Here is a 16,882-nt window from a genome sequence, read left to right as displayed (position 1 = left end):
CGAGCTACGCCACGCAGATAGCCGGCACAGCGACTTTCTGAAACAGATGCGGGCTTGCGACCGCCGAGGCCGGATACGCCGAAATCTTCGCCCGGAATTCCGGGTGCGTGAACGCCGCGCGGAAATGGGCAGTCAATTCCCACACCGCGTGATTCAGGTAGGTCGGACTGTCGCCGATGGCGCGGTGAAGCTGGGTGGAGATGAAGCCGGGCTGCCGCTTCATGAAGGCGGCATCGTCCTGCCATGTCACAAAGCTCTGCTCGTCGGCCTTGTCATGTGCATTCCACACCCTCAATGTCATCGCCCGGCTTGACCGGGCGATCCAGTACTCTGAGACGGCCGTGATTGAATCGATAAGCCGAGACGTACTGGATTCCCCGCTTTCGCGGGTGATGATGGCGAACCAAGCTTGACTCTCTTCCTCCAAATCCCGAAAAAGCGCCCCAATTCATCCTAAAATCCCTGCCCGCCCCTGAGGAAATGCCAATGTCCCTCCAAAACCTCGAATCCACCATCAACAGCGCCTTCGACGCGCGTGACGGCATCTCGACCTCGACCAAGGGCGAGGTGCGCGAGGCCGTTGATCAGGCGCTGGAGATTCTGGACAAGGGCGCGGCGCGCGTCGCCGAGCGCGAGGCCAGCGGCAAGTGGAAGGTCAATCAGTGGCTGAAGAAGGCCGTGCTGCTCTCCTTCCGCCTCAACGAGATGAGCGCCATTCCCGGCGGCCCGGGCAAGGCGACCTGGTGGGACAAGGTGCCCTCGAAGTTCGATGGTTGGGGCGAGAACCGGTTTCGCGATGCCGGCTTCCGCGCCGTCCCCGGCGCGATCGTGCGCCGCTCGGCGTTCATTGCCAAGAACGTCGTGCTGATGCCCTCCTTCGTCAATCTCGGCGCCTTTGTCGATGAGGCGACCATGATCGACACCTGGTCGACCGTCGGCTCCTGCGCGCAGATCGGCAAGCGCGTGCACGTCTCCGGCGGCGTCGGCATCGGCGGCGTGCTCGAACCGCTGCAGGCCGAGCCCGTGATCATCGAGGACGACTGCTTCATCGGTGCGCGGTCGGAGGTCGCCGAGGGCGTGATCGTGCGCAAGGGCGCGGTGCTGTCGATGGGTGTGTTTTTGGGCGCATCGACCAAGATCGTCGATCGCGAGACCGGCGAAATCTTCATCGGCGAGGTGCCGGAATATTCCGTCGTCGTTCCTGGCGCGCTGCCCGGTAAGCCCATGAAGGACGGCCAGCCAGGCCCGAGCACCGCCTGCGCCGTCATCGTCAAGCGCGTCGACGAGCGCACGCGCTCGAAGACCAGCATCAACGAGTTGCTGCGGGACTGATCGAACCAATTTCGGTCGAAAATCGACCAAACTCCGAGCCGCACACGATGTCCGCCGCCCGGAGCTTTTTGTTGTGGATTGGACCTGGTACCTATTCAGCTTCAACGGCCGCATCAACCGGGCCAAATTCTGGCTGGCCTTGCGAGCTGGGCTGGGACCAGCAGCGCGAGCTCGAAATGGTCCCGCACATGGCTGGCCCGCCGCCGCAATGGCGTGTTAAGCCAGGGGTATGACTGACGCTGTTTCCATCACCCGCGACCTCGTCCGCTGCCCCTCCGTCACCCCGGCCGATGCCGGCGCCCTCGGTGTCCTCGAAGACCTCCTGAAGGCCGCCGGATTCACGACACATCGCGTGACCTTCTCCGAGGCAGGCTATCCCGACGTCGACAATCTCTATGCGCGGATCGGCAGCGAGGGTCCGCACATCACCTTTGCCGGCCACACCGACGTGGTGCCGCCCGGCGACGAAAGCGCCTGGAGCGTCGGCGCGTTCTCCGGCGAGGTGAGGGACGGCGTCCTGTACGGCCGCGGCGCGGTCGACATGAAGGGCGGCATCGCCTGCTCCGTCGCCGCCGTGCTGGAGCATCTCGCAGCCAATGACGGCAAGCCGCGCAGCGACGGCAAGGGTTCGATCTCCTTCCTGATCACCGGCGACGAGGAAGACGTCTCGATCAACGGCACCATCAAGCTGCTGCAATGGGCCGCGGCGCGCGGCGAGAAGTTCGACCATTGCGTACTCGGCGAGCCCTCCAACGTCGAGACCCTCGGCGACACCATCAAGGTCGGTCGCCGCGGCTCGCAATCCGGCACGCTCCATGTCGAGGGACTGCAGGGTCACGTCGCCTATCCGCACCGCGCGTCCAATCCGGTGCCCGATATCTCGCGGCTGATCGTGGCGATCTCGGACGAGCCGCTCGATCATGGCAGCGCGCAATTCCAGGCCTCAAACCTGGAATTCACCTCGGTCGACGTCGGCAACACCGCCAACAACGTGATCCCCGGCCAGGCGCGCGCCAGATTCAACATCCGCTACAACGACAATCACACGCAAGCGAGCCTGCGCGAGCTGGTCGAGACTCGGCTGGCCAAAGCCTGCGGCAACCGCATCCGCGCGCATATCGTCTGGGAGCCCTCGAACTCCAACGTGTTCGTCACCAAGCCCGGCCCGTTCACCGATCTCGCCGTCTCGGCGATCGAGGAGGTGACGGGGCGCAAGCCCGAGCTTTCAACGTCAGGCGGCACCTCGGATGCGCGCTTCATTTCGAGCTATTGCCCGGTGATCGAATTCGGCCTGGTCGGCCAGACAATGCACCAGGTCGACGAGCGCGTGCCGGTTGCGGACCTGGAGAAGCTGACGAAGGTCTATCGCGGGATTTTGGCGCGGTATTTTGCTTGAGGCTCGACTCCCACCCAGTCCTCCGCCGTCACCACGCACTCCGCTGTCATCGTCCGCGAAAGCGGACGATCCAGTATTCCAGAGACGGTGACGGATAGGGAGAAGCTGCGGCGTACTGGATGCCCCGCCTTCGCGGGGCATGACACTGGTGAATGTGGTGCGAGCGTCGCGTCTCTCTAATAATCCACCCTCACCAGATACAACCCCTCGGGCGGGGCGACGATACCGCAGGCGGCGCGGTTGCGGGCTTTGAGTGCTGCGGAGAGATCATCGGCGCTCCAGCGGCCTTCGCCGACCCACACCAGCGAGCCGACCATGGAGCGGACCTGGCTATGCAGGAAGGAGCGCGCCGAGGTGAGGATCGTCACTTCGCGCCCGTCGCGCAGCACGTCGAGCTGGTCGAGCGTCTTCTCCGGCGATTTGGCCTGGCACTCCGTATCGCGAAAGGTCGTGAAATCGTGCTTGCCGATCAGCCGTTGCGCGGCCGCATGCATCGCATCGGTATCGAGCCTGCGCGATACGCGCCAGGCATGGCCGACGTCGAGCGCGAGATTGGCGCGGGTGTTGACGATACGATAGCGGTAGTGGCGCTTCACGGCCGAGAAGCGGGCCTCGAATGTTTCCGGCACGATCACTGCTTCGAGCACCGCGATCGGAGCGGGGCGCAGATGCGCATTGAGGCCATCGCGAAGGCGATCCGGCGCAAAGGGCTTTTCGATATCGACATGCGCGACCTGGCCGAGCGCATGCACGCCGGCATCGGTGCGGCCTGCGCCGTGCACGCGCACCTCAGTGCCGCACATCGCCTTCACGGCCGTCTCGAGCGCGCCCTGCACCGAGGGCAGCGTCGCCTGCACCTGCCAGCCGCAGAACGGCGCGCCGTCATATTCGATGGTGAGCTTGTAGCGGGGCATCTCAATCCGGGTGGTGTCATCGCCCGGCTTGACCGGGCGATCCAGTACTCCGCGGCCTATCCGTTCGACCGAAAAGTCTCGGCGTACTGGATACCCCGCCTTCGCGGGGTATGACAGCGTTAGGTGAATTTGGCTCCCGCCTTCAGCGGCACGCCGCGCAAGAAGTCCGCCGCCTGCATCCGCGCCTTGCCTTCGCGCTGCAGCTCGATGATGCGGATCGCGCCGTCGCCGCAGGCAACGGTGAGCTGGTCGTCAAGCACGTCGCCCGGCGCGCCCGAACCCTTTGCGAGCTCACAGCGCAGGATTTTTAGGCGCGCGTTCTCGGTTACCCCGGCGAGTTCGCTCCAGGCGCCGGGAAAGGGCGACAGGCCGTGGATGTGGCGCAGCACCTCGCGCGCAGGCTTGGTCCAGTCGATGCGCGCCTCGGCCTTGTCGATCTTGGCCGCGTAGGTGACGCCGTCCTCGCTCTGCTTCCTGAGTTGCAGCCCACCTCGCGCGAGCGCGGCCACCGCGCGCACCATCAGGTCAGCGCCGAGCCGGGCGAGGCGATCGTGCAGATCGGCGGCGGTCATGCTGTCCGAGATCGCAACATGCTCGGCCATGGCGATGTCGCCGGTGTCGAGGCCCACGTCCATTTTCATCACCATGACGCCGCTCTCGGCATCACCAGCCATGATCGCACGGTTGATGGGCGCGGCGCCGCGCCAGCGCGGCAGCAGCGAGGCATGCAGATTGTAGCAGCCGAGCTTTGGTGCATCGAGGATCGCCTGCGGCAGGATCATGCCGTAGGCGACGACGATGGCGGCGTCGGCATCGAACGCGCGGAATTCGTCGAGCGCGTCCTGCGTCTTCAAGGTTTTCGGCGTCAGAACGGGAATGCCGAGCTTTCGCGCGGCATCTTCAACCGGGGTCGGCTGCAACTGCAGCCCGCGCCGCCCGCCCGGCTTCGGCGCACGGGTGTAGACGGCCACGATCTCATGGCCATGCGCGACGAGCTCGAGCAGCGTCGGCACGGAGAAATCGGGCGTGCCCATGAAGATGAGGCGGAGAGGCATCAACAGAACTCACTGCGTTCCCTCCCCCTTGCTGGGAGGGCTAGGGGAGGGGGGTGCCACATGGCGCGCTCTCTCGATTCACGCGCAGACGATGCGGGCGCCTCGTTGCTGGCGCCCGCAAATGATGAGCACCATTTCCTGAGCTACCCCCTCCCCCCACCCTCCCTCACAAGGGGGGAGCAGCAGCAAAAATCACTCCACCGCGCGCTTTGCGGCTTTCTCGAACTTCTTGAACACGCGGTCGCGCTTGAGTTTCGACAAATAGTCGACGAACAGTACGCCGTTGAGATGGTCGATCTCGTGCTGGATGCAGGTGGCGTAGAGGCCCTCGGCATCCTCCTCATGCAGCTTGCCATCGAGATCGGTGAAGCGCACGCGCACCTTCGCAGGCCGCTCGACCTCCTCGTAATATTCGGGGATCGAGAGACAGCCCTCCTCATAGACCGACATCTGCTCGGACGACGCGACGATTTCGGGATTGATGAAGACGCGAGGCTCTCGCGCAGTCTCGCCGTTTTCATCGCGCTTGGCGAGGTCCATGGTGATCAGACGCAGGGGCTGGGCGACCTGGATCGCCGCGAGCCCGATGCCAGGCGCGTCGTACATGGTCTCGAACATGTCGTCGGCAAGCTTGCGAATCTCCGCCGTGACCTTCTCGATCGGCTTGGAGACCAGACGCAGCTGTTTGTCCGGCAGGATGATAATCTCTCTTAAGGCCATGGCGGCGATTTAAGCCGCGCGCCCGGTGCGGTCAATGCGGTGGGGAACGCCGTTAACGTTTCGCTAACCATAAAAATTAGAGCCTCATTAACCATAAAAAATTCACTGCCGGTTAACCATAAATGTTCCCTCTTCGTTCGCGCCGTGCCGCGAATCGGCTAGAAGGGCTGGCATGAACGAGATCGTTTTTATGCTCGGCGACTGGCCGGTGCGCACCGTCGACGCCCTGATCGGTGTCAGCGGGCTGGTCCTCATCCTGCTCCTGACCATAGCCATCGTCATCGCGCGGTCCTCACGGCGCGGGGCGGAACTCGCCATGGCGCAGACCATCCGGGCCGACGAGCTGGAGGAGCGCCTGAGCCAGATGCTGCGCGCCCAAGCTGAGGCCTCCGGGCGGGTCGACGCCATGGCGCAGGCTCTCGCCGGCCGGCAGGCCGAGATGGCGCGCGCGGTCAACGAGCGGCTGGATTCGGTCACCCATCGCGTCGGCCAGTCCATGGAGCACTCGACGCGCAACACCATGGAGAGCCTGCGCGCGCTGCACGAGCGGCTCGGCATCATCGACAACGCGCACAAGAACCTTACCGACCTGACCACGCAGGTGACCACCTTGCGGGACGTGCTCGCCAACAAGCAGTCGCGCGGCGCGTTCGGCCAGGCGCGGATGGAGGCGATCGTCCAGGACGGGCTGCCGAAAGGCTCCTACGAGTTCCAGTTCACTCTCTCGACCGGCAAACGGCCGGACTGCGTCGTGTTCCTGCCCGACCAGCGGCCGCTCTGCATCGACGCAAAATTTCCGCTGGAGGCGATGACCGCGCTGCACGATGCGCGCACCGACGAGGAGCGGCGCCTCGCCACGCAGCGTCTGCGCGGCGACGTGATGAAGCACGTCAGCGACATCGCCGAAAAATATCTCGTCACCGGCGAGACCCAGGAGATGGCGCTGATGTTCGTTCCCTCGGAATCTGTCTATGCCGAGATCCATGACGGCTTCGACGACGTGATCCAGAAGGCCTACCGCGCCCGTGTCGTGCTGGTGTCGCCGTCGCTGTTGATGCTCGCGATCCAGGTGATGCAGCAGATCATGAAGGACGCGCGCATGCGCGATGCCGCCGACCAGATCCGCACCGAGGTGATCAAGCTCGGCGACGATCTGGGACGCCTGCGCGACCGCGTGCTGAAATTGCAGAAGCATTTTGCCGACGTGAACGAGGACGTGCGCCAGATCCTGATCTCCGCCGACAAGATCGAGAAGCGCGCAGGACGGATCGAGGAGCTCGATTTCAGCAAGACCGACGCGCCCGAAGGCCCGCGCCTGGTCGCAAGCGGCCCAGAGCTATTCCCGCGCAAGCTCCAGGCGGGGGAGTGATTTCCACGGTACGCTGTCATGCCCCGCGAAGGCGGGGCATCCAGTACGCCGCGGCGGTCGCGATTAAATCGAGACGCCGGTGAGTACTGGATCGTCCGCCTTCGCGGACGATGACATCGAAAGGAGTGTCGATAGTTCCTATCCCACGCGCAGGAGCGAAGGCCTTTTCAGCCAGAATCTGCTAACACCCCTCCATGACCGCACCCGACGCGACCTCCGGAACTGCCCCGGCAACCGCCGCCGATGCTTCAGCCGCCGCCTCCTGGCGCGAGAGCCTGGCCGTGTACCTGCAGCCGCGGGTGCTGATTGTGCTGTTCCTCGGCTTCTCCTCCGGCCTGCCGCTGGCGCTGTCGGGCTCGACGCTTTTGGTGTGGATGCGGGAATCCGGCGTCGATCTCGGGACCATCGGTCTCTTCGCGCTGGTCGGCACGCCCTACACGCTGAAGTTCCTCTGGGCCCCCCTGGTGGATGCGCTGCACGTGCCGCTGTTCACACGCGCCTTCGGGCGCCGCCGCGGCTGGCTGCTGTTCTCGCAACTCCTCCTGATCATCTCGATCCTGCTGCTGGCGCTGACCGACCCCGCACGCTCGCCGTTCTTCGTCGCGCTCGGCGCCCTGCTGGTGGCGACGACGTCCTCGACGCAGGACATCGTGGTCGACGCCTTTCGCGTCGAGAGCCTGCCCGAGAGCGAGCAGGCAGCCGGCATGGCCTCCTATGTCGCGGCCTATCGCATTGGCATGCTGGTCTCGACCGCCGGAGCGCTGTTCATCGTGTCCGGCTTCGAAAGCACCGGCATTTCGAAGCCGTCCGCGTGGATGTGGGGCTATATGGTGATGGCGGCGCTGGTGCTGATCGGCACCATCACCGCGCTTCTTGCTACCGAGCCAGCACAATCCGCAAAGGCGGAGGCCGCAACGCAGACCGAGACGGCGTTCGCGCGCGTGCTGCACGCCGCGATCGGCGCATTCTCGGAATTTCTGTCGCGCAAGGATGCGCTCGCCGCGCTCGCTTTCGTGGTGCTGTTTAAGTTCACCGATGCCTTCTCCGGCACCATGACGGCCCCGTTCGTGATCGACCTCGGCTTCTCCCGCAACGACTACGCGGCGATCGTGAAGGGCGTCGGACTGGCAGCGACGCTGATCGGCGGCTTTGCCGGCGGTTTCGTTGCGCGGCGCTATTCGCTGGCGACGAGCCTGTGGATCGGCGGCCTGGTGCAGGCGATCGCGAACCTGTCCTTCTCGTGGCTCGCGCTGGTCGGCACCAATCAATGGGCGCTGGCCTTTGCCATCACAGCCGAGAACTTCACGAGTGCCATCGGCACCGTGATCTTCGTCGCCTATCTCTCCGCGCTGTGCCAAAATCCGCTGCACACGGCGACGCAATATGCGCTGCTCACCGCGCTGGCCGCAGTCGGGCGCACCTATCTCTCGTCGGGCGCCGGCTTCGTGGCGAAGATGACCGGCTGGCCGCTGTTCTTCATGATCTGCGTGGTGGTCGCGGTGCCCAGCCTGATCCTGCTCGCCTATTTGCAGAAGCGCGGACATTTCGAGACGCTGGGGCCGGTGCGGGTTTAGAATTACTGCTGCATCTGTCGCCGGACGTTGCCGTTGAGCTTTTCGAACTCCAACACCAGAGCATCGCAAGCAGGCTTGGACGCCTCGCACAGCACGTTCATCTTGATCACGACGTTGCTTCCCTCCTGCATCACCCGACGCTGAATCGCCGCGGGATAGGCCGGATGCCCGGCGGGCGGAAAAGACCACAGGCTCAACGTGGCCGCATCCTCGATCACGGTCCAACCGGACTGTACGGACGTCTTCACGCCAGACTTGGCGCGCAATGCCGCAAGCGCAGCGGCAGCGGTCGTGTAGGAGGTGTCTTCCGCTGCGGCCAAGGCCATCGAAGGATTGACGCTGGTGCAGGCCAGCAGAAGGACAAAGCACGTTCCGCGCACAGCCATCGACCTCCTGAATAATTCGATTGCTTGCACTATGCTTGACGCACAACCTGAGATCAAGATCAGGGAGCATCCAACAGGACGTGGCGCCGCGCGCAACGTCCGCTACTGCCTCTTCACCAGGCTCCACTTGGTGATCACGGCCTCGCTCACCTGGCCGGGATCGCTGGCGCAGGTGACCTCGTCGACCTTGACGGAGATCTCCTTGCCGACGAATGATTTCAACTGCGCGGCCTGCGCGTCGCTGCTTGTGACGAGCTGGAATGTCTCGGGGCCGGTCTCGAGGTTGCACAGCCCGTTCGGCGGCGGCAAGCGCCGCGGCTCGGACGTGATCTGGTAGGTCGCAACCTTCTTGCCATTCTTGACGTCACGCACGCGCATGGCGTTCAGCTCGCCAGAAAGCACGTCACCGGTGTTGATCGGCTTGCCGGGCTTTGACGGCGGGGGCGCCTCATACCCTTGCTGCGCGGAGACGGCCGGCGTCGCCAGCATCATCATCGTCGCGACCAAAGCCAGCCGTTTGGCGAATCGTTTCGTCATGTCGTCCGTTCCGTCGTCTTCTGGGATTGCTAGAACAGGGTCCGCTGCCGCATTGCCGCCGATAGCGTACCTTCATCGAGATAATCAAGCTCCCCGCCGACCGGCACGCCATGGGCGAGTCGGGTCACCTTGACGTTGGCATCCTGGAGCAGGTCGGTGATGTAATGCGCCGTGGTCTGGCCGTCCACCGTCGCGTTCAGCGCCAAGATGATCTCATGCACCTGCGGATCATGCGCGCGAGCGACCAGCGCATCGATGGTGAGATCCTGAGGTCCGACGCCATCGAGCGGCGACAATGTCGCGCCAAGCACGTGATAGCGCCCTTGCGTCGCATTGGCCCGCTCCAGCGCCCAGAGATCGGCAACGTCGGCGACGACGACGATGATGGCGGGATCTCGCCGTGGGTCGGTGCAGACGGTGCAGGGATTTTGCGTATCGATATTGCCGCAGGTCTTGCACACCTGGACCTTGTCGAGCGCGACCTGCAAGGCGGCGGAGAGCGGCATCATCAGCGCCTCGCGCTTCTTGATCAGGTGCAGCGCGGCGCGCCGTGCCGAGCGCGGTCCCAAACCGGGCAGGCGCGCCAGAAGCTGGATCAGGCGTTCGATCTCGGGACCGGCAACCGCTCCCATGTCACTGGCCGAACAGTCCCGGCGGCAGGCCGAGCCCGCCGGTGAGCGCCTGCATCTTCTCCTGCATGGCGGCTTCCGCCTTGCGGCGCGCATCACTGAGCGCGGTGACGAGCAGGTCCTCCAGCACCTCGCGCTCCTCCGCCTTCATCAGCGAGGGATCGATCTTGATGCTCTTGACGTCCATCTTCGCAGTCATGCGCACCGCAACAAGGCCGCCGCCGGAGATGCCTTCGACCTCGACACTGCCGAGTTCGTCCTGCATCGCCTGCATCTTGGATTGCAGCTGCGCCGCCTGCTTCATCATGCCGAGAAAATCAGCCATGGGGGTTTGTCCTTAAAACTGGCTCAGAGATCGTCGCCGTCGGAACCTTCGAGCGGATCATCACTGCCATAGTCGGCGTTAATATTGGATTCCGGCGTCTCGGGGGCAAGCCTGCGGACCTCGACGACCTTGGTGCCGGGGAAGCGTGACAGCACTTCCTGCACCCGCGGATCGGCCTCGGCGGTGCGCGCGTGCTCCTGCTTGGCGGCCTGGTTGAGCGAGCGCAGCGTCGGCTGGCCCTGCTCATTGGAGACGACCACCGTCCAGCGGCGACCGGTCCAGAACTCGAACTTTCGCGCGAGCTCGGTGATCAAGGTCTTGGCGGCGTTGGGCTCGAGCGCGACCTCGAGCCGGCCATCCTCGAAACGCACGAGGCGCATGTCGCCTTCCAGCGCGGCCTTGGTCATGAGATCGCGCTTCTGGCCGGCGAGTGCGACGAGCTGGGCGAAGCTCGTGATGCGCAACGCCGGTGCCGAGCCTTGAGTCTCCGGCGCCGGTGCCGCCATCTGCGGCCGCGCACCGCCGAAAGAGGAAGGCGGGGACGGGGCGCGCACCGGAGCTGCGGATGCAACCGGCGCGGTCGGCGTGCTGCGCGCAGCGCTTCCGCCGCTCACCACGGGCGAAGCGCCGCCGTTCTGCTCCAGCATTCTGATCGCTTCGTCCGGCGTCGGCAGGTCGGCGACATAGGCGATGCGGACCAGCACCATCTCCGCGGCAGCGGCCGGGCGCGTTGCAGCCTGCACCTCGGTGATGCCCTTGAGCAGCATCTGCCACATCCGTGACAACACGCGCATCGAGATCTTCGACGCAAAGTCACGCGCACGCAGCCGCTCGGTCTCGCCATAGGCGACGTTGTCGGCCGTCGCCGGCACGATCTTCACGCGGGTGACGAAGTTGACGAATTCGGCGAGGTCCGAGAGCACGACGATGGGATCGGCGCCGGTGTCGTACTGGTCGCGGAATTCCTTGAAGGCGGAGGCGATGTCGCCGCGCACTAGCGAATCGAAGAGATCGATGACACGGGTGCGGTCGGCGAGCCCCAGCATCTGCCGTACGGCATCGGCTTTCACTTGGCCCGCCGCATGGGCGATCGCCTGATCGAGCAGCGACAGCGAGTCGCGCACGGAACCTTCCGCTGCGCGCGCGATGATGCCGAGCGCCTCGGGCTCGATCTCGACGCTTTCCTTCGCGGCGATATTGCCAAGGTGCTTCATCAGTACGTCGGCCTCGACCCGGCGCAGGTCGAAGCGCTGGCAGCGCGACAGCACGGTCACCGGAACCTTGCGGATCTCTGTCGTCGCAAACACGAACTTGGCGTGCTCCGGCGGCTCCTCCAGCGTCTTCAGGAAGGCGTTGAATGCCGCCGTCGACAGCATGTGGACTTCATCGATGATGTAGACCTTGTAGCGGGCGCTGGCCGGCGCATAGCGCACGCTGTCGTTGATCTGGCGGACGTCATCAACGCCGGTGTGTGATGCCGCGTCCATCTCCAGCACGTCCATGTGCCGGCTTTCCATGATCGCCTGGCAATGCACGCCCAGCGTCGGCATGTGGATGGTCGGGCCCTTCACAGAGCCGTCCGGCATCTCGTAGTTGAGTGCGCGGGCGAGGATGCGCGCGGTGGTGGTCTTGCCGACGCCGCGGACACCGGTGAGGATCCAGGCCTGCGGAATGCGCCCGGTTTCGAACGCGTTAGAGACGGTGCGGACCACCGCCTCCTGGCCGATCAGATCGTCGAAGTTGGAGGGACGATATTTTCGCGCCAGCACCCGGTACGGCGTCCCCGGCTGGGCGCCGAGCGCAAAGCCAGTCTGGCTGGCGCTGTCAGGGTCGGTGGGGGCGCCAGCGTCGGTCATCGGTCGATCCGCAATGAAATGTCTCTCGGCCGGCTTTTGCGGAAAGGAGCGCGCTGGCGGGGAGCCCGCCGGCGCAATTCGCTCGAAAAAACAGGTAGGAGACTGACGAGCGACCCGATCCGGACCTCGTTAGGGCTGCTTCCTTCCGGACCTGACCCGGTTGGCGAGTGGCTCGTCCACCGCCAATCTCCCGGTCCCTATTTGGGGCCAAAAGGGTCGGAAAGCAAGCGGGTATCACCGGGGGGTTGGGCTCGCTGGGTTGCCCAGCACCCGGGCAATTCCTTGCTCCTGCCGCCAAGAGGCTGTGCTTTCGCTGACCGTGCCGCCTTGGTAAGAACCCCGCCGGAACTTCACCCAACCAGAAAAGCGATACCAAAATGGTTACACGTCGTGATGTTGCATCGATTGTCGGGCTTGGCGTAGTGGGCGCGGCAATGGCGGCAGGCGCGGTCGTTCCACAGGCGGCGGCGCAGTCGGCCCCCGATCCCAACGAATCCACCTTCGTGCGCATCCGCCGCACCAAGAAGATGCGGATCGGCGCGGTCAATGGCGGTGCGCCCTATTACATGAAGGATCTCGCCAGCGGCCAGTGGAAGGGCTTTTACATCGACATCGCCAAGGCGCTCGCCGACGACATGGAGGCCGAGCTCGAGATCACCGAGACAACCTGGGGCAATTCGGTGCTCGATCTCCAGTCCAACAAGATCGACATCTTCTTCGGTCTCAACCCGACCCCGAAGCGCGCGCTGGTCATCGATTTCTCGATGCCCGTCTTCAACAACGCCTTCGGCTTCCTCGCCAAGAAGGATTTCAAGCCGAAGACCTGGGCCGAGCTGAATTCGCCCGACATCAAGATCGCCGTCGACCAGGGCTCCTCGCACGACCAGGTCGTCAGCCGCCTGATCCCGAAGGCGCAGATCTCGCGCCTGAAGACGGCGGATGATGCCACCGCCGCGCTGCAGACCGGCCGCGTCGATGCGCAGTGCCTGATCACCATGCTGTCGCTGACGGTGCTGAAGAAGAATCCATCGCTCGGCCAGTTCGTGCTGCCGACACCGATCTTCGCTACCACCTCCAACGCCGGCTTCCGCCGCGAGACCGACAAGACCTGGCGCGACTACGTCAACACCTGGATCGACTTCAACAAGGGCCTCGGCTTCATCCGCACGGCGATCCTGACCAACATGGAACTCGTGGGCGTGACCGAGGCGGACATACCGCCAGGCGTGACATTGTAAGGCGTGATGAGATTGCGTCGAACCGGCTCCGCAAACTCCGCTCCACGCCCTCTCCCGCTTGCGGGAGAGGGTCGGGGTGAGGGTGTCTCCACAATCGAGAACCCCTGCGAGGGGAGAACCCTCACCCGCATTGCATCATCGATGCAATGCGACCTCTCCCGCAAGCGGGAGAGGTAAAGCAAGAAAGCACGCATGTATCAGTGGGACTTCGGCATCCTGTGGAGCTATCGCTGGCTCTTCCTGAACGGGCTCGGCGTCACCGTCGGCTTTACCGTGGTAATCGTGCTGCTCGGGCTGCTGTTCGGCCTCGTCGCCGCGCTCGCGATGCTGTCGCGCTTCGGCTGGCTGCGCGCCATTGCGCTGACCTTCGTCGAGGCATTCCGCTGCACGCCGATCCTGGTGCAGCTGATCTGGTTCTACTACGCGCTGCCGATCCTGGCCGGCGTCGAGATGACGCCGATCACGGCCTCGGCGCTGGCGCTGTCGCTCTATGGCGGCTCGTTCTATTCGGAGATCATCCGCGGCGGCATCGTCTCGATCGACAGCGGCCAGTCGGAAGCGGGCGCCGCGCTCGGCATGACGCCGCGCCAGAGCATGATGCGCATCGTCTTGCCGCAGGCGATCAAGCGCATGATCCCGGCGCTGATGAACCAGTCGATCATCCAGTTCAAGAACACCTCGCTGGTCTCGGTGCTCGCCGTGCCCGACCTCGTCTATCAGAGTCAGGTCGCGGCGCATGACAGCTACCGGCCGCTCGAGACCTACACCGCAGTGGCGCTCGCTTATGCCGCGATCCTCATTCCACTGACCATCATCGTGCGGCGGGGCGAGAAGCGTTTGGCGGTCAGCGAATGAGCGATATGTCCAAGGAAACTTGCAAGATCGAGATCCGCGGCTTACGCAAGAGCTTCGGCAGCAACGAGGTGCTGAAGAACATCAACCTCGACGTCGCCAAGGGCGGCGTGGTCGCGCTGATCGGGCCGTCGGGCTCCGGCAAATCGACACTGCTCCGCTGCATCAATCTGCTGGTCGTGCCGAACGGCGGCAGCGTCCGCGTCGGCGAGACGCGGTTCGCGTTCGGAGAGGGTGCCAAGCTGCCCGACGTGAAGACGCTGGCAAGATTCCGCGCCTCCACCGGCATGGTGTTCCAGCACTTCAACCTGTTCCCGCACATGACGACGCTGCAAAACGTCATGGAGGGACCGGTTACGGTGCGCCGCATGCCCAAGACCGATGCCGAAAGACTTGCGCGAGCGCAATTGGCAAAAGTCGGGCTGCTGGAAAAGGCCGATCAATATCCGGCAACGCTCTCGGGCGGACAGAAGCAGCGCGTCGCGATCGCGCGGGCCCTCGCCATGGAGCCGGACGTGATGCTGTTCGATGAAGCGACCTCGGCACTCGACCCCGAGCTCGTTGGCGAGGTGCTCAATGTGATGCAGCAACTCGCCTCCGAAGGCATGACCATGGTGATCGTGACACATGAAATCGCCTTCGCCCGCGAGGTCGCAGGCCGCGTCGTTTTCATGCGCGACGGCGTCGTGGTCGAGGACGGCCCGGCGCGGCAGGTGATCGACAGCCCCCGCGAGGCGGCGACGCGCGCCTTCCTCAGCCATTTCCACCGCACCGGCGCATTGCCGCCAGCCACTGCAGCATCGTGATGCCAAATATCGATCGCGCCTATCTCGTCACCGGTGCCGCCAGCGGCATCGGCCGCGCCACCGCAAGGCTGCTGGCAGCTCCCGGCATCGCGCTTGTGCTGCACACGCGCTCGAACGAGGCCGGACTTGATGCGACCGCGACGGAAGCCGAAGCATGCGGTGCCGTCGTTGCAAAATGCCTCGGCGATCTCGCCAGTGAAACAGCCGTGACGCTTGCGTGCGAAGCTGCGCTCTCGTTCGGCAGGCTCGACGGATTGATCCTGGTCGGCGGCCACGCCCGCCGCGGCAGTGTGATCGGCACGCCCGCGGATCAATTCCTGCAGGCGATGGACGAGTCCGCCCTCGCCTTCACGCGCTTCGTCCAAGTTGCGCTTCCGCAGCTGCGTGCGGGGCGAGATGCGCGGATCGTTGCGGTCTCGTCCTTTGTGGCGCACGCGATCCGGCCCGAATTCGCGCCCTTCGCGGCAACGGCCGCGAGCCGCTCCGCGCTGGAAGCCTTGGTGCGGCTGACCGCGGTCGAGCTCGCCGGCGACGGCATCACCGTCAATGCGGTTTCACCTGGCCTCATCGTCAAGGACAAGCCCAGCGAGAGCCGGCTCTCGCCCGAGCAGATCGCCGCCACCGAGGCGCTGATCCCGATGCGCCGCCGCGGGCGGCCGGAGGAAGTGGCCGAAATCATCGCCTTCCTCGCGTCACCGAAGGCGTCCTACGTCACCGGCCAGGTTTGGCACGTCAATGGAGGCCTGACATGACCGAGACGACCGTCGAAAGGATTCGCCTGTTCCTGATCGAAAGCCCGATCAAGATGGCACGGCTTCAGGGCGTCGGCAACGTCAAGGGCACGGTGAAGCGCGTGCTGCTCGAGCTCACCGCGAGCGACGGCGTGGTCGGCTGGGGCGAGGCGGCACCGTGGGAGGTGTTTACGGGCACGCCGGAAGCAGCGTTTTCCGCGCTCGACATCTACTTGCGGCCGATCATCATAGGCAAGCCGGTGCGCCGCATCCGCGCGCTGATGGCGGAGCTCGACCGCGCGCTCGTCGGCCACGCGGAAGCAAAAGTCGCGATCGAGATGGCGCTGCTCGACATCGTCGGCAAGTCGTCAGGGCTTTCGGTCGCCGACCTGCTCGGCGGCCGCGTGCGCGACACGATCCCCCTCTCCTTTTCGATTGCCGACCCGGATTTCGCTGCAGATCTGGAGCGCATGCGAAAGATGGTTCCGGACGGCAACGTGATCTACAAGGTCAAGACCGGTGTGAAGCCGCATCGCGAGGACCTCGATCACCTCTCGACGATCCGCAAGGAATTCGGCGACAAGGTCGACCTTCGCGTCGACTACAACCAGGCGCTGGCGCCGTTCGGCGCCATCAAGATCTTACGCGACGTCGAGCAGTTTTTGCCGACCTTCATCGAGCAGCCGGTGCCGCGCAACTATCTCGACGTCATGGCGCAGCTGACGTCAGCGCTGGAAACGCCCGTTCTCGCCGACGAAAGCTGCTTCGATCGCCGCGACATGATGGAGGTGGTGCGCCGGCAAGCCGCGGACGCCGTGTCCATCAAGCTGATGAAGGCGGGCGGCCTGTTCGAGGCGCAAGCCACCATGGCGATCGCCGACGTCGCCGGCCTGCCCGGCTACGGCGGCACGCTGTGGGAAGGCGGCATCGGGCTCGCTGCCGGCACGCAGCTCATTGCGGCGGCGCCGGGCATCTCGCTTGGCTGTGAATTCTACATGCCGCATCACGTACTGACCGAGGACGTCCTGGAGGAACGCATCCCCAACCGCGCCGGCCATGTCGTCGTGCCCGACGGCCCCGGCCTCGGCATCCGCGTCAGCGAATCCTCGGTCCGCGCCAACGCGCGCGTGCTAGCGGAGGCGTAGGACACCGCGGCCAGCTT

The 16,882-nt window shown here is 64.8% G+C and carries 18 protein-coding genes and 1 other RNA gene; 9 read left to right on the top strand and 10 right to left on the bottom strand.

All coding sequences use genetic code 11. From position 1 onward, the window contains the following. Window positions 1–4: 4 nt before the first annotated feature. Complete coding sequence (locus QA640_RS43310; RefSeq protein WP_283043063.1) at window positions 5–322, bottom strand: antibiotic biosynthesis monooxygenase family protein; 318 nt, start codon at window positions 320–322, stop codon at window positions 5–7. Window positions 323–486: 164 nt separating this feature from the next. Between QA640_RS43310 and dapD the strand changes: the two genes are divergently transcribed. Together dapD and dapE are read left to right on the top strand one after the other, a co-directional pair. Beyond that, complete coding sequence (gene dapD, locus QA640_RS43305; RefSeq protein WP_283038696.1) at window positions 487–1,332, top strand: 2,3,4,5-tetrahydropyridine-2,6-dicarboxylate N-succinyltransferase; 846 nt, start codon at window positions 487–489, stop codon at window positions 1,330–1,332. Window positions 1,333–1,561: 229 nt separating this feature from the next. Continuing rightward, window positions 1,562–2,728 (top strand): succinyl-diaminopimelate desuccinylase, encoded by a 1,167-nt coding sequence (gene dapE / locus QA640_RS43300; protein ID WP_283038695.1) that lies wholly within the window; start codon window positions 1,562–1,564, stop codon window positions 2,726–2,728. Between the two features lie 176 nt (window positions 2,729–2,904). Here dapE and truA read toward each other — a convergent pair whose 3' ends face one another. The 3 genes from truA to def form a co-directional block, all read right to left on the bottom strand. Further along, window positions 2,905–3,642 (bottom strand): tRNA pseudouridine(38-40) synthase TruA, encoded by a 738-nt coding sequence (gene truA / locus QA640_RS43295; RefSeq protein WP_283038694.1) that lies wholly within the window; start codon window positions 3,640–3,642, stop codon window positions 2,905–2,907. Between the two features lie 119 nt (window positions 3,643–3,761). Next, window positions 3,762–4,697: a methionyl-tRNA formyltransferase gene (fmt, locus tag QA640_RS43290; protein ID WP_283038693.1), complete on the bottom strand. Its 936-nt coding sequence runs from the start codon at window positions 4,695–4,697 to the stop codon at window positions 3,762–3,764. 192 nt (window positions 4,698–4,889) lie between these two features. After that, the gene (def, locus tag QA640_RS43285) at window positions 4,890–5,417 is read right to left on the bottom strand and encodes a peptide deformylase (RefSeq protein WP_283038692.1); all 528 of its coding nucleotides are present in this window, start codon (window positions 5,415–5,417) and stop codon (window positions 4,890–4,892) included. Between the two features lie 172 nt (window positions 5,418–5,589). Here def and rmuC point away from each other — a divergent pair, with 172 nt between their 5' ends. Together rmuC and QA640_RS43275 are read left to right on the top strand one after the other, a co-directional pair. Further along, on the top strand, window positions 5,590–6,786 hold the full coding sequence (gene rmuC / locus QA640_RS43280; RefSeq protein ID WP_283038691.1) for a DNA recombination protein RmuC: 1,197 nt from the start codon (window positions 5,590–5,592) through the stop codon (window positions 6,784–6,786). Between the two features lie 194 nt (window positions 6,787–6,980). Further along, on the top strand, window positions 6,981–8,360 hold the full coding sequence (locus tag QA640_RS43275; RefSeq protein WP_283038690.1) for an MFS transporter: 1,380 nt from the start codon (window positions 6,981–6,983) through the stop codon (window positions 8,358–8,360). Between the two features lie 2 nt (window positions 8,361–8,362). Here QA640_RS43275 and QA640_RS43270 read toward each other — a convergent pair whose 3' ends face one another. The 6 genes from QA640_RS43270 to ffs all read right to left on the bottom strand — a co-directional run bounded on the left by QA640_RS43270 (window position 8,363) and on the right by ffs (window position 12,284). Beyond that, entirely contained in the window at window positions 8,363–8,746 is a 384-nt protein-coding gene (locus QA640_RS43270) for a hypothetical protein (protein ID WP_283038689.1), read from the bottom strand. Between the two features lie 102 nt (window positions 8,747–8,848). Further along, window positions 8,849–9,283 carry a hypothetical protein gene (locus tag QA640_RS43265; protein WP_283038688.1) on the bottom strand — a complete coding sequence of 145 codons (435 nt, stop codon included), beginning with the start codon at window positions 9,281–9,283 and terminating at the stop codon, window positions 8,849–8,851. 29 nt (window positions 9,284–9,312) lie between these two features. Beyond that, entirely contained in the window at window positions 9,313–9,915 is a 603-nt protein-coding gene (recR, locus tag QA640_RS43260) for a recombination mediator RecR (RefSeq protein WP_283038687.1), read from the bottom strand. A 1-nt stretch (window position 9,916) separates the two neighbouring features. Next, a complete protein-coding gene (locus QA640_RS43255; RefSeq protein WP_283038686.1) occupies window positions 9,917–10,237 on the bottom strand; it encodes a YbaB/EbfC family nucleoid-associated protein in 321 nt (106 codons plus the stop codon). 23 nt (window positions 10,238–10,260) lie between these two features. Next, window positions 10,261–12,093 (bottom strand): DNA polymerase III subunit gamma/tau, encoded by a 1,833-nt coding sequence (locus tag QA640_RS43250; protein WP_283038685.1) that lies wholly within the window; start codon window positions 12,091–12,093, stop codon window positions 10,261–10,263. A gap of 94 nt (window positions 12,094–12,187) precedes the next feature. Then, window positions 12,188–12,284: signal recognition particle sRNA small type (gene ffs, locus QA640_RS43245), an RNA gene on the bottom strand. A gap of 186 nt (window positions 12,285–12,470) precedes the next feature. On the opposite strand from ffs, the gene QA640_RS43240 reads away from it, so the two are divergent. The 5 genes from QA640_RS43240 to QA640_RS43220 all read left to right on the top strand — a co-directional run bounded on the left by QA640_RS43240 (window position 12,471) and on the right by QA640_RS43220 (window position 16,865). Continuing rightward, on the top strand, window positions 12,471–13,331 hold the full coding sequence (locus QA640_RS43240) for a transporter substrate-binding domain-containing protein (protein WP_283038684.1): 861 nt from the start codon (window positions 12,471–12,473) through the stop codon (window positions 13,329–13,331). Between the two features lie 192 nt (window positions 13,332–13,523). Then, on the top strand, window positions 13,524–14,186 hold the full coding sequence (locus tag QA640_RS43235; protein ID WP_283038683.1) for an amino acid ABC transporter permease: 663 nt from the start codon (window positions 13,524–13,526) through the stop codon (window positions 14,184–14,186). A 5-nt stretch (window positions 14,187–14,191) separates the two neighbouring features. After that, on the top strand, window positions 14,192–14,989 hold the full coding sequence (locus QA640_RS43230; RefSeq protein ID WP_283043062.1) for an amino acid ABC transporter ATP-binding protein: 798 nt from the start codon (window positions 14,192–14,194) through the stop codon (window positions 14,987–14,989). Beyond that, on the top strand, window positions 14,989–15,741 hold the full coding sequence (locus QA640_RS43225; RefSeq protein ID WP_283038682.1) for an SDR family oxidoreductase: 753 nt from the start codon (window positions 14,989–14,991) through the stop codon (window positions 15,739–15,741). Before QA640_RS43230 ends, QA640_RS43225 begins: the two co-directional genes overlap by 1 nt. Next, window positions 15,738–16,865, top strand: a complete 1,128-nt coding sequence (locus QA640_RS43220) for a muconate cycloisomerase family protein (RefSeq protein WP_283038681.1) — start codon at window positions 15,738–15,740, stop codon at window positions 16,863–16,865. The genes QA640_RS43225 and QA640_RS43220 overlap by 4 nt, the downstream gene beginning before the upstream one ends. Window positions 16,866–16,882 lie beyond the last annotated feature (17 nt).

The sequence above is a fragment of the Bradyrhizobium sp. CB82 genome, assembly GCF_029714405.1.
Classification (GTDB): domain Bacteria; phylum Pseudomonadota; class Alphaproteobacteria; order Rhizobiales; family Xanthobacteraceae; genus Bradyrhizobium.
This window is presented reverse-complemented; position numbering and strand designations above follow the sequence as displayed.